This is a genomic window from Pseudomonas sp. BN606, assembly GCF_029873115.1.
Classification (GTDB): domain Bacteria; phylum Pseudomonadota; class Gammaproteobacteria; order Pseudomonadales; family Pseudomonadaceae; genus Metapseudomonas.
This window is the reverse complement of the sequence record NZ_SSOF01000078.1, coordinates 142,126-157,890: the sequence shown is the minus strand read 5'-3', so window position 1 is coordinate 157,890 and position 15,765 is coordinate 142,126. Positions and strand designations below refer to the sequence as shown.

Here is a 15,765-nt window from a genome sequence, read left to right as displayed (position 1 = left end):
ACGGCTTCGCGCACAAAAATAATTCGAGTGAACCATGAACATGATTGCCAATACCGCCTTGCTTGACCCGATGGAAACCGCCAGCGTCGACCAGTTGCGCCAGCACCAGCTGGAACGCCTGCGCTGGAGCCTCAAGCACGCCTACGAAAACGTTCCGCTGTACCGCCAACGCTTCGATGAGAAAGGCGTACACCCGGACGACCTGAAATCCCTGGAAGACCTGGCGAAATTCCCCTTCACCGGCAAGAACGACCTGCGCGACAACTACCCCTACGGCATGTTCGCCGTGCCGCAGAGCGAGATCGTGCGCATCCACGCTTCCAGCGGCACCACTGGCAAGCCCACGGTGGTCGGCTACACCCAGAACGACATCGACACCTGGGCCAACGTGGTCGCGCGCTCGATCCGCGCGGCCGGCGGTCGCAAGGGTGACAAGGTGCATATTTCCTACGGCTACGGCCTGTTCACCGGCGGCCTGGGCGCCCACTACGGCGCCGAGCGCCTGGGCTGCACTGTGATCCCGATGTCCGGTGGCCAGACCGAGAAGCAGGTCCAGCTGATCCGTGACTTCCAACCGGACATCATCATGGTCACCCCGTCGTACATGCTGAACCTGGCCGACGAGATCGAGCGCCAGGGCATCGACCCGCACAAGCTGGCCCTGCGCCTCGGCATCTTCGGCGCCGAACCCTGGACCGCCGAACTGCGCCGCGCCATCGAAGAACGCATGGGCATTACCGCCCTGGACATCTACGGCCTGTCGGAAATCATGGGCCCCGGGGTCGCCATGGAATGCGCGGAAACCAAAGACGGCCCGACCATCTGGGAAGACCACTTCTACCCCGAGATCATCGACCCGGTGACCGGAGAAGTAGTGCCGGACGGCCAGATGGGCGAGCTGGTGTTCACCTCGCTGTCCAAGGAAGCGCTGCCGATGATCCGTTATCGCACCCGCGACCTGACCCGCCTGCTGCCGGGCACCGCCCGCCCCATGCGGCGCATGGACAAGATCACCGGCCGCAGCGACGACATGCTGATCATCCGCGGCGTGAACGTGTTCCCGACCCAGATCGAAGAACAGGTGCTGAAGGTCAAGCAACTCTCCGAGAACTACGAGATCCACCTGTTCCGCAACGGCAACCTGGACAGCATCGAGGTGCATGTCGAGCTCAAGCACGAGCACGAGCACCTCGGCGAGTCGCAACAGCAGGTGCTGTGCAACGAGCTCTCCAAGTACATCAAGACCTACATCGGCATCAGCTCGCGCATCGTCCTGCGCCCCTGCTATTCACTGAAACGCTCCGAAGGCAAGGCCTGCCACGTGTACGACAATCGCAACAAGTAACCCTCGCGAAATGAAAAAGCCCCGCTTCGGCGGGGCTTTTTCATGGGCAGGAACAATCGGCGAAAGACGCATTTCTTTCCGCCAGCCCAAAGACATCACAGCGCATTGACCGCTGGTCGGCGCAAGCACCACTCGATTGGCGAGTCTGTCGAACCGGCACTATCTAGATCGACTCATTAGTGAATCGGGCGCGTGATCCCTGCGTGTACCGGATGCGACAGACAACTTTTTTTCACACCATCCAGAAAGGAGAATGGATATGAGCTACGTAGATGGGTTCCTGGTACGCGTTCCCACCGCCAGCCGTGAGGCCTACCGCAAGGTGGCCGAGATGGCTGCTGGCGTCTTCAAGGAATGCGGCGCCCTCAGCGTCGTCGAGTGCTGGGGTAACGACGTACCCGAGGGCAAGGTGACCTCCTTCCCCATGGCAGTGAAATTGAAGGAAGGTGAAACCGTGGTCTTCTCCTGGATCAACTGGCCGTCCAAGCAGGTCAGGGACGAAGGCATGAAGAAAGCGATGGAAGACCCGCGCATGAAACCCGACCCGAGCACCATGCCTTTCGATGGGCAGCGGATGATCTTTGGCGGTTTCGAGGTGTTGGTAAGCGCGTGATGAGCTGTTGGACGGGGGCAGCTGTGCTGCCCTTTCGCGAATGAATTCGCTCCCACAAAAAACAGCGGCGACGTGCTTGAACTGTGGGAGCGATTTCAATCGCGATGCAGGTCGAAGACCTGCCTGATAGCTCAGGCCAAACCCCGTGCACGAACCTTGTAGGGGCTATTTCAATCGCCAGGCGCCACTTGCCCCTACTTGAGTACACCCAGGAGCTTCCACAGGCGGCGGGATTCGGCATCGGCCGTGATCAACTCATCCAGCAGAGTGCTCAGCGGCTGGTTGCCCCATTCCACCGCGCGGCGGATCACATAGGGCACCGGGCTGTGTGGCTCTGTGCGGGCGAGGTAGTCGGCGATCAGAGCCAATTGGCGGTAGGCCTCTTCGCGGCTACCCGGTGTGCCGCTGAAGCTGGGCGCGACCTCCGCGGCGGCGGCAATCGGAGCTGCCGAGGATTCGGAGGCTGGCTCCATGGCAGGCGGCGTCTGGGATTGCATGGGGGCGAACTCCTGCATGAGCGAGCGGATGGCGTTCAGGGTCTGGTGCAAAGGAGCGAAGCTGGGAGCCAGGTCACCCAGCCAGCCGTCGCTCCAGGCATCCAGGCGACCGAGTTCCGCCAGGCTCGCCTCCGCGCCCTGACGCACGCGCAGGAAACTCGCCGGTGACATCTGCCTGAGCGTTTCATCGAGCTTGCGCTGCTCCAGCCGTGCCGCCTCGGCGGCGACCTTATCCGCCTTGCTGTCGCTGGCCTGCACCTGCCGTTGCTGGAGTTGCTGCCAGCCGTGCAGAGTCAGGTGGGCGAGATCGGAATGCTCGGCACCGAACAGCGCGCATCGGGTCAGTACGATTTCGCTGTAGCGACGCACCATCCACTCCAGCGGCGCCACGCGCCAGGAACGGTCGCCGTCCTCCGGTTGCGGGTGCAGATCGTCGGGGTAGCGCTCACAGAGTCCGGCGAGCAACCCCAGCGCCGGCGCCAGGCCGTCGAGTCCGCTGCGCAGGAGCCAGGCCTCGCCCAACCAGGCAGCCAGCATCAGGTCCTTGCTGCGTTCACGGAGCAGCTCGCTGGCCAGGTGCTCCACAGCAGCCCAGTCACCTCGCTTGAGGTCCGCTTGCCAGACTCCCGCGGGCAGGCTGGCGTCGTCCTCCCGGCGCAGCTCTCGCAGACGGTCCCAGGCGGGGTCGTAGCGCAGGCTGGGACCGCAGGGTTCGGTATCGGAAATGGGGTCCAGCAGCTCGCTGGCCGGGCTATCGGTCATCGGCAGGTTCATGGCGTCGCCTCGGTGCTGACCAGGGAAGCGCTGTGGCTATTGATGAAGGGCGAGCGCGGAGCCTTCACCGGCAGGGGCTGAATCGACAGCGGCAGCTTGCCCCCCTGCGTCATCAGCGACAGGCGCATGAACATCAACGCCTGCTGGTTGCCGCTCGGAGTACCGCGCACCGGCACCTGAAGGGTCAGCGGAAAGTCGGTGTAATCCATGCTCGGCTGCCGTTGCAGCACCACATGGGAGCGCATCAGGCGCAACAACGCCCACGGCCCGCGGTACTCCCACCCGGCCTCCAGATCGGACACCGCCATGCTCGGCTGCAACGGGTCGATGCTCGGTCTCTGGCTGCCGTCCTTGGCCCAGCGCAGCAACAGCTGCACGGGATCGCCGACGTTCCAGTGCAGACGCTGCACTTCGCCGGGGAAGCCGATCTGCTTGTCGCCAGCATGCAGACCCCAGGCGATTACCTGGTCCGCTCCGCGCTCGTCATCGCGGTCGGTGCGCCAGCGCACGTCCAGCTCGACGCCCAGGGAGCCAGAAGGGTCGCGCAGGAACAGCGGGCCAAGCCAGCTACGCGCCTGTTTCAGACGGGCGAGGAAGTCCTCCGCTGCAGGGCGATCGCTGGCGTTGCTCCATTTCAGGCCTTCTTCAGCCTGCGCCAGCCGGCTGTCGATCAGTTCCACCAGGTGCTGCACCCGTGCCGGGTCGGCATCATCGGCCTGAAGGCTGTAGGCGAAGGGGAAGCGGTCAGCGAGGTACTGGTTGAAGTAGTCCGCCAGGTCATTCCAGGCCTGGGCGGCACGCTGCTGCTGCAACTGGCTGCAGCGCTGCGACGCCTGTTCGCGCAGGACATGGGTACGCCGGGACAGATCGCCGACACCGGCGGAAAGGGTGGCGGTGGCCAGCACCTGGGTGCAGGAACCCATGTCCATTTCGACGAAGTCGCGGCTGACCAGTTGCTCGAACAGCGCCGGTGAGCTGGCAGGGTTCTGGGCCTTGTACTTGATCATTTCCTCGCTCAGGGCAGCCAGGCGCGCCACCCGGTCCCGCTCGGAGGAAGACAACCCTGCCTGCTCCTGGAGCCACGTCAGCGCTGGCGCCGCGCCCTCACTGGTGGAAAGGATGACTGCGAACTGCTGGCCCAGGCTGTTCTTCAGGTCCTGCACATCGCTGGAGCGGAAGAGTTGCAGACCGAGATTGCGGCCACCGTCCCATTGGTAGATGTCGAAGCGCTGGGTAAATACCGGTAAGGCATCGATGCTGCCCAAAGCTGAATCGACATCGGCCATGGCCATGCGGGTCAGCTGGCTGCGCAATGCGCCAGCAAGGTCGGTCCGATCGAGCTCGACCAGTGCGTTCAGAACCTGGCCGGCCTGTTCCACCGGAACATCGAAGGCCTTGCTGGCCCCGCCTGGCGGGCGCGGATCGGAAGCGCTGAGGCTGGCCCAGATGGCTCGCGTCGCCGCTTCACCAGCCGCCTTGAGCATGCCTTCGCGATAATCCGGCGGAATCAGTGCCAGCTCCTGGCCGACGAAGGCGCGATAGCTGTCGACGAAGCCCTGCGCCTGGGCCAATGCCCGCGAATCGACGTAGCGCAGTGTCCGCGGATCGGGCTCGGCGGCGTCCCGACGCAGGGCAACCACGACGAAATCGCGCTTGAGCAGCCCTTTGATCGCCTTTGCCAGCGCGCTGATGTGCTCTTGCATCGTCAGCGTGCCGCCCGCCTGACGCTGCAACAGGTTGGAGCGAGTGCCGATGCTGGCGATCCACTGCCCGTGGAAGCCTTTGCGCAGGCGGGCCGCTTCGGCCTCGAGGTTTTGCTCCACCGCGGGGCCCAGCAAACTGTTCTGACGCACAGTTTCCATGTGATTGCGATAACCCGGAACCAGCTCCTCGCCATTGCTGTGGCTCCAGGCGGAGTTGGTCAGGGCGATCAGGTCTTCGAGGGTATCGATCAGGCTGTTGATCTCTTCCAGCTCGGGCAGTGTATTGCCCTGCCCGCCTTGCAGGCTCTCGAGGTGCACCTTGAGGTACCCGGCCGGACGAACGAAGTTGTCGGCCAGGAAGTACTGCGTCAGCCAGAGCTTCATCAGCGCCTGATATTGCTGGCTCAGGGCCTGGCGCTGGGGCTGCAGGTCGAGCGGCGCCAGTCCCGGGCCGCCCAGCCCTCGCAAAACGCGCTCGTAATAGGCGCGGCGGCGCAGGTCGGCCGTGTTCAAGTCCAGCCCGAGCGCGGTGTTGCCCAGTTGCGCCAATGGTTCCAGTACGCCCTTGTCACCGGACAGGATGTCGGCGAACAGCCGGTTCTGTTGCGCCAGGCTGGACACGCCGTAGGCCAGCTTGCGCGCCTTGACATAGTTCGGCCAATCCTCGGGCTGCTCGCCTTCGACGCTGGTGCGTCGATCACCCACGCGGATCGCCAACAGCTTGTCCAGCTCCACTCGCTGCAGCTGTCCCAGGGGGTGCATCGCCTCGCTGCGCGCCATGGACCGGAGGACGTTGTCCATGCGTCCATCGAGGGAGGAAAACCAGGAGGTGGGATAGACCAGCGAGGCGAAATGCCAGCGCGGAGCATCCTGCAGCAGGCGCCAGAAGCCCAGCAGGTTACGCCGCGCCTGCTCCGCGCTGCGCGCCGGGTCCTTCAGCGTCACATGATTGTTCTGCGCAACCTGCAGCACACGCGTCAGCTCGCGGGCGTCACGCTGGCCGTCATGCCACACCCAGAGCATCCCGAGGAGCCAGAAGGCGCCGATGACCGCCGCCGTACCGGCAACTACCTGCTGCCAGCGCTGACGCAGGCGCAAGATGCGCGGCACCGCCTGGGCCAGGCCCTGTTCAGCGAGGAATCGTTGGCGCCAGAGCGAGCGCGTGAACACGCCGCGCGCCGGAGCCAGTTCGCGGGCGGTCAGCTCCCACGATTCGGGATCGCTGGCGAACGCTTGAGCCGAGCTGAGATAGAGCCCCCGCAGCCGCGGTGCCTCGCCCTGGGCATTACCCTGGAATACCGGCTCGAGCAGCGCGCGCAGGTTGCCCCGCAAGCCATCCAGCTGACCCGGCAGACGGTAGAGGTCTTCTCCCAGCTCACCCTTGATAGCCGCTACTTCGAGGATCGCCGCTTGCACGCCCTGGATCACCAGGTCGATGGCGTCATCCAGCCAGTAGCCCTGCCAGCCCGCCTCCAGGGCATAGGGTGATGCCCAACCCAGGGCGCGCTCACGGCCTTCTTCCGGCAATGCGGCTACCAATTCCTGAAACCCCGGCATTTCCTCGAGGCCAGTGACCAGCACATGTACCGGTAGGCTCAGGCCCAGACGCTGCAGCATTTCGCCGAAGCGGCGACGCGCGGCGATGGCATCGGCTGCCAACTGCGCATCGTCCAGCAGGCGCGCCAGCGGGATGGTCCAGATCACACCATCCAGGGGCCGCTGGCCACGCAAGCGCAGCAACATGCCGAGCAGTCGACGCCATGCGAAGGCCGGAACGGTTCCACCCTCCTCCGGCAGAAACAGGCCTTGGGGCACTACCAGCAGACAGCCGTCGGGGTCGAGCCACCAGCGACCAAACCAGGCAGCCCGCCCAGCCGGCGCCAATTGCCAGTCCAGGCACAACTGGCCGCCTTCACGCGGGTCGCCCACCAGCAATAGCCAGGGAGTCTGATAACGATCCTGGCTGCCCTGGTCGTGTTCCATCTTGCGCACGGCGGCATAGAAGCTGCGGATGGCCGCGCCGGACTGGGTGCGCAACCACCACCAAAGCGCCGCGAGGGCGGCCAGCAGCAGGAGCAGCGCCAGGACTATCAGGGCAATGGCGAAGCCGCTCATTCCGACTGCTCCCCGTCATCCAGCGTGGCGGCCAGGTGCAGGACGGGTTCCAGTTCGGACTGGATGTCGCTCCACAGCCACTGCCCAAGGGCTGTCAGCAGCAGCGCAAAACCTGCAATCGCCAATCCCAGGCGCAGGCCATCCGGCAAAGCCCGACGCAGGGGCCGGCTCAGCGGCTCGGCGCGCAGTGGGCGCTCGAGGCTCTGCAGTGCGCCTTGAGCGACGGGCTCGCGCTGCCAGGCGAAGGTGAACAACGCCTGCCGCCAGCGTTCGTGCATGGCCTGACCACGCTCACCGCGCAGCTGGCCGTGGAAGCCCAGCACCAGGCATTGCAGGTAGACATTGGCCAGGTCGCGGGTGGCCGGAATACGCTCCTTGAGCAGGTTGCGAATGGCCGTGGGCACGCGCTCGCCGGCATTGCGCGACCCATAGAGCCGCGCCTCCAGCGGGCGTTCCTGCCAGGCGATCTGGCCAGCCCAACTGCCGAACAACAGGGTTTCATCCAGCAGCGCCACGAAGGCGTAGACCATCGCCTTGACCTGGGCCGCCGCCGGCTCGCCGACACTGGCAAACGCGCTGCGCCAGAGGCGGCGAACGATGCGCGTGGCAGTCTCGGCCGTGCGCTCCACCAGTTGGCCGTCGCTGTCGTCGGCATCTTCCAGCTCGTCCCAGGCATCACGCCATTCCAACCAGGCCTGGCGAAAAGCGAGGCTCAGGGGTGCCTCGCCGAACTCCGGCGGATACAGGGCCACACTCCTTTCCGGCATTTGCGCGTCCTTGGCTGGTCAGGCGAATTCGTGTGCGTTGGCGACGAACAGCACCACTTGCCAGGGCCCTACCAGCGCAGCCTGGCCGGGCACCACGATGCAGAGTTTCTGCTCGGGATCGAACCACTCTCCGGCAGCCTGGACCACGAACAGACGGGTGTCCTCACCCACACTGTAGGCAACCTGCTCGCCTCGGCTCATGGATTGGTGCGCCAGCCCACTCATGCGCTGGCGAGCAAGAGTCGGCACCTGACCCTGGGCGGCGATGATGGCCTGTCCCAGCCAGTAGGAAGCAGCCTGCTCCCCAGCGCCAGCCGGCATGCGCAGGCCGATTACCAGGCGCTGACGACGGGACTGGAGGTCCGGCAGTTGAATGGCGAAGCCCTGCTCCACCTGTTCGAAGACCAGGCAGCGATAACCGACCCGCACACGGGTCAGGGCGCTCTCCAGCCAGTCGAGTACTTCGTCGTAGCCGCGCTTTAGGTCGAGGTAATCCAGCGGCGCGAAGGCCGGAACGCCGGCCACCGGGTCCAGCGCGCACCAGGCGCCAGCCATGCCCACGAGCAGGCCATGCAAGCGGTCAGGGGCGGCGATCCGGCTGTTCAGCGCCGCCTCCACTTCCGGCAACCGCGCCCAGAGTGCGGCGAGCTGCCGGCGAATCTCCACCATGTCGCCATGGTTGCCCGCCTGCTCCGCCTGACGCAGGCGTCCGCCGAGGAACAGACACTTCTCCCGCGTGCGGGCACAGAGGGCGGCAACCGCACGACCGAGCACGGATTCGGGAAGGACTCGCGGGGTTGGCGCCACATAGGACTGGCGAACGAAACCACCACCCTCCTTGGCGATCCGCAGGAGCGGCAGGCAGACCGAATCGGCACGACCGATCTCAGTCACCAGTCGCGCAGCCGGACGCCAGACCAGGATGGGTTCGGGGTGTTCGCCGCTGGCCAGGTCAGGCACGGCCTCGCCCACCGCCGATTGCAGGCGCCCACGCAGCGGCAGCACCTGGCCGCCTCGCCCGAGCGGGTTGACGGCCAGGAACACGGTGACGGTTGAAGTCGCGGACTGGGCGATGGCGGTGCTGAGGTCCAGCTCCAGCACTACGCCCTCGCCGGGCTTGATGCTGACCGGCAAACCGTCGGGCAGGATGGCTTCGAGGGTGAGCACGCGCACCAGGCCTGCGCTCAATGCAGCGGGGTCGAGTTCGAGTTGGGAGATGCCCCAGAACCAGGGATTGCCGGCTTGGGCGAAATGGGCGGCAAGGACTTCCGCGCGCAACCCTTGCAGCTGGAAATGCTGGGGCAGCAACTGCATGCCCTCGTGCCAGCACACCGCGTCAGGCAGAACTTTCATACCACTCCCCTTCGACGTCCAACGTTGTCGCGAGCTCGACGCCCTGCTGCTTCAGGGGCCTTTCGTCACTGCTCGTTCTCGCTCAGCAAGCGCATTTCCCTGCTATCGAACCGGAGCCAGGCACGGCTCTGCTCATCCAGTCTCAGGCGGTGAGCACCGGGTGTGTTATAGCCGGCAAAGACCAAAAGTCCAGCCGCGCTATCACCCGCCAGAGGAAACTCGCGAGCCTCCATGAATTGCCCGGGAACCAGCTCCAGGCTCCAGACGGAAAACTGCTGACGGTAGTCGCGGCGAAACTGCTCGCGATCGGCGAACCACTGCCGTGCGGTGATGCCGGAAAGCACCTTGAGCAACTCGGGATCGCGCACCGCGATGAAGTCGACGGCGATGGGTGTGTCGTCGTTGGCGCGCTCGGCGACATCCAGGGTCAGTGCGTCGAGTTGGACCTTCGGACCGAGTAGATCGGAGCATCCTCCCAGCAAGATCGCAGCGGCCAGGAACAACAATTTTGAACTGGAAATGAAACGTCCTTGCTTCATGAAGGTCAGACTCTGGTTTGCATTTGCAAATTTATAGACCTGTTCTAGCGTGTGTGAGTAGTTCATCGGACCGATGAACTAGAGGGATCGCCAAGGACAGGCTTGCGTGTAGTTTCCCCCTGTCGCGTCGTGATCCAGCAAGGGAGTGCGATGACAGGACCAGTCCGATGCATTGCGCTCGTGGCAATGCACCGGAGCCCACCAAAATGGCCGAAAGCACGCAGCACAAACTGGATCGGGTACGCCCGCCCCGGGTTCAGATCACCTACGACGTCGAAATCGGCGACGCCATCGAGAAGAAAGAACTGCCGCTGGTCGTGGGCATCCTCGCCGACCTCTCGGGCAAGCCCGAGCAGCCCCTGCCGAAACTCATCGAGCGCCGCTTCACCGAGATCGACCGCGACAACTTCAACCAGGTCCTCTCCTCCATCGCACCGCGCGCCACCCTGCAGGTGGACAACACCATCACCGGTGACGGCAGCAAGCTCAATGTCGAGCTGCGCTTCAAGGACATGGACGACTTCGATCCGGTCAACATCGTCAAGCAGATCACCCCGCTGCGCCGTCTGTTCGAGGCTCGCCAACGCCTGCGCGACCTGCTCACCAAGCTCGACGGCAATGACGATCTCGACAAGCTCCTGCAGGAAGTGGTGAGCAACACCGAAGGCCTGCAAGAGATCAAGTCGGCGCGTCCCGAAGCCGAAATCGCCGCGCCCGAGGGCGAAGGCGAAGCACCGGCCGAACCCCAGGCCTGATCCATAGCCCGACTTCCAGGAGGAATCGCTCATGGCAACAGAAGCCGGTGCGAACAGCGAGAGCACCACGCAGACCCTGACTCTGCTCGACCGAATCGTCGCCGAGGGCCGCATGGCCCACGATGACAGCCAGCAGGATTACGCCCGCGACATGCTCGCGGAATTCGCCACCCAGGTTCTCGACGAAGGCATGGCCATCGACAAGGACACCGTGGCCATGATCAACGATCGCATCAGTCAGATCGACGAACTGATCAGCGCCCAGCTCAACGAAGTCCTGCACCACCCCGAGCTGCAGAAACTGGAAGCGTCCTGGCGTGGCCTGCACCTGCTGGTGCAGAACACCGAAACCAGCTCCCGCCTGAAACTGCGCCTGCTCAACGTCAGCCAGAAAGACCTGCAGACCGACCTGGAAAAGGCCGTCGAGTTCGACCAGAGCGCGCTGTTCAAGAAGATCTACGAAGAGGAATACGGCACCTTCGGCGGCCATCCCTTCAGCCTGCTGGTGGGCGATTACAGCTTCGGTCGGCATCCCCAGGACGTGGCCCTGCTGGAGAAGCTTTCCAATGTCGCCGCCGCCGCTCACGCGCCCTTCATCGCGGCTGCCAACCCGAAACTGTTCGACATGAACAGCTTCACCGAACTGGCCGTACCCCGTGATCTGGCGAAAATCTTCGAGAGCCAGGAGCTGATCAAGTGGCGCAGCTTCCGCGAGAGCGAGGACTCGCGCTACGTTTCCCTGGTGCTGCCGCACTTCCTCCTGCGCCTGCCCTATGGCCCGGACACCCTGCCGGTGGAAGGCATGAACTACGTCGAAGACGTCAACGGCACCGACCATTCCAGGTACCTGTGGGGCAACGCTGCCTGGGCCCTGGCCCAGCGCATCACCGAGGCGTTTGCCAAGTACGGCTGGTGCGCAGCGATCCGTGGCGCCGAAGGCGGCGGTGCGGTGGAAGGTCTACCGGCCCATACCTTCCGCACCAGCTCCGGCGATCTGTCGCTGAAGTGCCCGACCGAGGTGGCGATCACCGACCGCCGCGAGAAGGAACTCAACGACCTCGGCTTCATTGCCCTCTGCCACAAGAAGAACAGCGATCTCGCGGTGTTCTTCGGTGGCCAGACCACCAACAAGGCCAAGGCGTACAACACCAACGAAGCCAACGCCAACGCGCGCATCTCGGCGATGCTGCCGTACGTGCTCGCGGCCTCGCGTTTCGCCCATTACCTGAAGGTGATCATGCGCGACAAAGTGGGCAGCTTCATGACCCGCGACAACGTTCAGACCTACCTGAACAACTGGATCGCCGACTACGTACTGATCAACGACAACGCCCCCCAGGAGATCAAGGCCCAGTACCCGCTGCGCGAAGCACGGGTGGACGTTTCGGAAGTGGCCGGCAAGCCGGGCGCGTACCGGGCGACCGTATTCCTTCGCCCGCACTTCCAGCTGGAGGAACTGACCGCCTCGATCCGTCTTGTGGCCAGCCTGCCGCCGCCGGTAGCCGCCTGACCCGTGCCGCCCGTCGGCCAGTCCGGCGGGCGGGCACCACCCTTTCTTTCGGATTTTCCAGATTCAGGAGTTCCAATCGATGGATGCGATCATTCTCGACCTCGGCGACGACATCAAAGGCGACAGTCTGCTCGAGGGCTATTCCGACAAGATCGAACTGATGTCCTACAGCCACAACGTGGCCATGCAGGTCACCAACGACGTCAGCAACTCAGAACGCACTTCCGGCCGCCCGCACATTGGTGAGTTCACCGTCACCAAGTTCATCGACACCTCCACCCCGTCGCTGAACGAATACTGCTGCGCCGGAAAACCCATCACCACGGCGAAGATCACCATCGGCCGCAACGCCGCCGAAGGTGATGGCAAGGTCCTCCCCTTCATCGTCTACACCCTGGATAACGTGGTGCTGTCCAACGTCAGCGTGAGCGGTGGTGCCGGTGGCAAGCCGGTGGAAACCCTGTCGCTGAACTTCACCAAGATCAAATGGGAGCTCACTGCGCAGAAGGACGACGGCACCAAGGAAGGCACCGCCGCTTCCACCTGGGACCTGGCGGCCAACAAGGTGGTCAAGTAACGACGCTCGGCCATGTCGGAAGCCGGCCTGCTGCCGCCACTGTTCGAGCGTCTTGCCGCCCAGGCGGACGAGGCGCAGGCCTTCGACCGCGAGGCCATGGCGGAATCCGTCCGCCAGGAACTGGCGCGGCTGCTCAACACCCGCCGCGCCAGCGCCAGGAGCGCGCAACCACTGACCATCCTCGACTATGGCATCGGCGACTGGAGTGCACTCCAGGCACGCCGCAGCGATGACCGGCGGCAACTGGTACGGGAAATCCGTGCCGCCGTTCAGCACTTCGAACCGCGCCTGCAACTGACCGAAGTGGAAGCCGAACCGGTCCCCGGCCAACCCCAGCGCCTGCGTCTTCGCCTGGGTGGCAGTCTGCGCAGTGGTCAGCGCAGCTGGCCGGCGGTGTTTGTCATCGACAACAACGACGAGGGCCTCGAGGTAAGCCATGAGCGACTCGATTGACCCGGAGCTGCTGGACTACTACCAGCGCGAACTCACCTGGCTGCGCCACGCCGGCGCCAGTTTCGCCGCACGCTATCCCAAGGTTGCCCGCCGCCTCGAATTGTCTCCCGGCGAATGCCCGGACCCACATGTGGAACGGTTGCTGGAAGGCTTCTCGCTACTGACCGCGCGCCTGCAACGGCGCCTCGACGACGACTACGCAGAGTTCAGCGATGCCCTGCTGGAACAGCTCTACCCGTTGGCCCTGCGCCCCTTGCCCTCCTGCTCCATCGTCCAGTTCGAGCCGGACCCGACCCAGGGTAGCCTGGCCGAAGGCTTCCGGATGCCACGCGACACGCCGCTGTTCGTCACCACCAGCCAGGGCGCCAGCGTGCACCTGCGCACCACGGCAGAGGCGATGCTCTGGCCCGTGCGCATCGGCGGTGCGACGCTGCTGGATGGCGACGAGGCAGTTGCCCTGACCGGACGCCCCGAGGCACGCGCGGCACTGCGCCTGGAACTGCACTGCCTGGGCGAGTTCGATTGGGCGCAACTGCCCATCCGCCAATTGCGCCTGCATCTCGCCGCCTCGCCGGTGACCAACGCCGCGCTCTACGACCTGCTCGGCGCCCACACCCTCGGCATCCATTGCGGCGTACCGGGCGTGCCATTGCTGCCCTGCCCCGGCGAGCCTCAGCTGGTGGGCTTTGCCGACGACCAGGCGTTACTGCCCGAGGAAGATGGCCAGCATCCTGCCCTGCGCCTCCTGGCCGAGTACTTCACCTTCCCGGACAAGTTCGCGTTCTTCGATATCCCGATCCAGCCGCCCAGCACGGGCGGGCGCGATTGCGTGCTGGTGATCGCCTTCGACCGCGCTCCGGCGGGCCGCCTGCACCTGCAGCAGGACGACTTGCGCCTGGGTTGTGCGCCCGTCATCAACCTGTTCCCGCGCACCTCCGAGCCGCTCCGACCGGACGGCACCCGCAGCGAGTATCGCCTGATCGCCGATGCCCACCGCGAAAGCAGCGTGGAGATCCACAGCGTCCGCGCCATGCGGGCTGCATCGCCGCGCGGCGTGATTCCAGTACCGGCCTACTATGGCCATGCCCATGGTGCGAGCGTTCCCGGTGCCCGCCTCTATTGGCATGCCCGCCGGGTACAAGGCATGACCCCCAATCGCCTGGGCACCGACCTTTTGCTGAGCCTGGTGGACACCCGTTTCGATCCATTACAGGACGCCCCCGAGTACAGCCTGACCGCCGAGCTGCTCTGCACCAATCGGCACCTGGCGGAGAATCTGCCGGCTGGCACGCGCCTGGGCTTCGAGCGCCCCGGCCCGGTCGCCCGCGCCAGCCTGCGCAACCCGCCCACCCCGCAGAGCCTGCCGCGCCTGTCCGGCGAATCGCGCTGGCGAATGGTCTCGCAGCTCACGCTCAACCACCTGTCCCTGGTGGAAGGCCCGCAGGCCCTGGAAGCCCTGCAGGAGTTGCTCGACCTGCACAACCTGCGCGACGAAAGTGGCGTCCGCCGGCAGATCGAAGGCATCACCCGACTGACGTGCGAGCGGGTAGTCGCCAGGATCGGCGACGATGCCTGGCGCGGGTGGCGCAATGGGCTGGAAGTGCGCCTCAGCCTCGATCCCCAACACTTCGCCGGCGCCAGCGCCGTGCTCTTCTCCGCCGTACTCGCGCAATTCTTTTCCCTTTACGCGACCGCGAACCGCTTCGTGCGAACCGTGCTGGTCGATGGCGACAAGGAGGTCAGGACGTGGCAACCCCAGGCCGGCATGCCCCTCTCCCTCTGAGCCGGCGCCTGCGCGAAGCGCCGCAGGCGTTCGAGCTCCTGCAGGCACTCCTGCTGCTGGAGCGCGAACGGCCTGGTGCAGACCCCCTTGGCCAGGGCAGCGCCCCCCAGGGTGAAGCCTTGCGCCTGCGCGGCCCGCTGACCCCGACCTTCGCGGCCAGCCAGGTCGAGAAGCTGGAAGAACAGCCCGGCCAGCCACCGACCCTTACCACTCCCGTGTTCGGCCTCGGAGGCCCCGACGGCCCCCTGCCCTACGCCTACCAGGAGTGGTTGCAACAGCGCGCCAAAGAGAAGGATCACGCCCCGGCGGAATTCCTCGACCTGTTCCAGCATCGCCTGCTCAGCCTGTTGTACCGCGCGCTCGGCAAACATCGCCTGGCGCTGGGCTTTCGCGCGCCCGAAGACTCGCCAGCACAGGACCAGTTGCTGGCCCTCTGCGGCCTGCTACCCGGTGCCCTGCAGAATCGCCTGACCCTGCCGGACGCGGCCGTGACCGCACGCACCGCGTTGTTCGCTGGCGGCCGTCGCTCTCTGGCCGGTTTTGCCGCACTGGTGCGTCACCAGTTCAACGTCGCGGTGCGCTACGAGGCCTACCAAGGGGGCTGGCGCGAAATCCCACCGGCCAGCTGCAGCCGCTTGCAACGCGGCGCCCGCAACCTCCGCCTGGGCCGCGATGCCATCGCTGGCACCCGTGTATGGGATGAACACGCCGGTATCCGCCTGATCCTCGGCCCGCTGTCCAGCGACCGTGCACGCGACTTTCTTCCCGCCGGCGCCGACCACGTACAGCTTGCAAGCCTGGCCGCGCTCTACTTCGGCCCAGACCTGGATTGCAGCCTGCGCCTGCTGGTCCGTCCCGGTGCGCCGCTGTGCCTGGACCGCACCCAATCGCCCCGCCTGCGCTGGAGTGGAGGCCTGCAGTTGCACGGCGAAACGCTGCAACGGATCGACACTCGATTGCGCCACTCGGAGGTGACCTGAC

At 65.2% G+C, this 15,765-nt stretch carries 13 protein-coding genes; 8 read left to right on the top strand and 5 right to left on the bottom strand.

Annotated elements, in window-relative coordinates; genetic code table 11:
• Positions 1-34 precede the first annotated feature (34 nt).
• Positions 35-1,345, top strand: a complete 1,311-nt coding sequence (gene paaK, locus E8E75_RS21070; RefSeq protein WP_153920321.1) for a phenylacetate--CoA ligase PaaK — start codon at positions 35-37, stop codon at positions 1,343-1,345.
• A 259-nt stretch (positions 1,346-1,604) separates the two neighbouring features.
• On the top strand, positions 1,605-1,958 hold the full coding sequence (locus tag E8E75_RS21065) for a DUF1428 domain-containing protein (RefSeq protein ID WP_280359744.1): 354 nt from the start codon (positions 1,605-1,607) through the stop codon (positions 1,956-1,958).
• A 194-nt stretch (positions 1,959-2,152) separates the two neighbouring features.
• On the opposite strand, the gene tssA is transcribed toward E8E75_RS21065, so the two are convergent.
• From tssA to E8E75_RS21040, 5 genes are all read right to left on the bottom strand, one after another.
• Positions 2,153-3,229 carry a type VI secretion system protein TssA gene (gene tssA, locus E8E75_RS21060; protein WP_120651419.1) on the bottom strand — a complete coding sequence of 359 codons (1,077 nt, stop codon included), beginning with the start codon at positions 3,227-3,229 and terminating at the stop codon, positions 2,153-2,155.
• Entirely contained in the window at positions 3,226-7,047 is a 3,822-nt protein-coding gene (locus tag E8E75_RS21055) for a type VI secretion protein IcmF/TssM N-terminal domain-containing protein (RefSeq protein ID WP_153920317.1), read from the bottom strand. Before E8E75_RS21055 ends, tssA begins: the two co-directional genes overlap by 4 nt.
• Complete coding sequence (locus E8E75_RS21050) at positions 7,044-7,814, bottom strand: DotU/TssL family secretion system protein (protein ID WP_120651421.1); 771 nt, start codon at positions 7,812-7,814, stop codon at positions 7,044-7,046. Before E8E75_RS21050 ends, E8E75_RS21055 begins: the two co-directional genes overlap by 4 nt.
• A gap of 18 nt (positions 7,815-7,832) precedes the next feature.
• Positions 7,833-9,167 (bottom strand): type VI secretion system baseplate subunit TssK, encoded by a 1,335-nt coding sequence (gene tssK / locus E8E75_RS21045; RefSeq protein ID WP_153920315.1) that lies wholly within the window; start codon positions 9,165-9,167, stop codon positions 7,833-7,835.
• A 65-nt stretch (positions 9,168-9,232) separates the two neighbouring features.
• Positions 9,233-9,706, bottom strand: coding sequence for a type VI secretion protein (locus E8E75_RS21040; protein ID WP_120651423.1), 474 nt, complete (start codon positions 9,704-9,706; stop codon positions 9,233-9,235).
• Between the two features lie 206 nt (positions 9,707-9,912).
• Between E8E75_RS21040 and tssB the strand changes: the two genes are divergently transcribed.
• The 6 genes from tssB to tssG all read left to right on the top strand — a co-directional run bounded on the left by tssB (position 9,913) and on the right by tssG (position 15,764).
• Positions 9,913-10,461 carry a type VI secretion system contractile sheath small subunit gene (gene tssB, locus E8E75_RS21035; protein WP_153920313.1) on the top strand — a complete coding sequence of 183 codons (549 nt, stop codon included), beginning with the start codon at positions 9,913-9,915 and terminating at the stop codon, positions 10,459-10,461.
• 31 nt (positions 10,462-10,492) lie between these two features.
• Positions 10,493-11,971: a type VI secretion system contractile sheath large subunit gene (tssC, locus tag E8E75_RS21030; RefSeq protein ID WP_120651424.1), complete on the top strand. Its 1,479-nt coding sequence runs from the start codon at positions 10,493-10,495 to the stop codon at positions 11,969-11,971.
• A 79-nt stretch (positions 11,972-12,050) separates the two neighbouring features.
• Positions 12,051-12,548 carry an Hcp family type VI secretion system effector gene (locus E8E75_RS21025; RefSeq protein WP_120651425.1) on the top strand — a complete coding sequence of 166 codons (498 nt, stop codon included), beginning with the start codon at positions 12,051-12,053 and terminating at the stop codon, positions 12,546-12,548.
• A 12-nt stretch (positions 12,549-12,560) separates the two neighbouring features.
• The gene (gene tssE, locus E8E75_RS21020; protein WP_120651426.1) at positions 12,561-13,001 is read left to right on the top strand and encodes a type VI secretion system baseplate subunit TssE; all 441 of its coding nucleotides are present in this window, start codon (positions 12,561-12,563) and stop codon (positions 12,999-13,001) included.
• On the top strand, positions 12,985-14,784 hold the full coding sequence (gene tssF, locus E8E75_RS21015) for a type VI secretion system baseplate subunit TssF (RefSeq protein ID WP_120651427.1): 1,800 nt from the start codon (positions 12,985-12,987) through the stop codon (positions 14,782-14,784). The genes tssE and tssF overlap by 17 nt, the downstream gene beginning before the upstream one ends.
• Positions 14,748-15,764: a type VI secretion system baseplate subunit TssG gene (tssG, locus tag E8E75_RS21010; protein ID WP_120651428.1), complete on the top strand. Its 1,017-nt coding sequence runs from the start codon at positions 14,748-14,750 to the stop codon at positions 15,762-15,764. Before tssF ends, tssG begins: the two co-directional genes overlap by 37 nt.
• Position 15,765 lies beyond the last annotated feature (1 nt).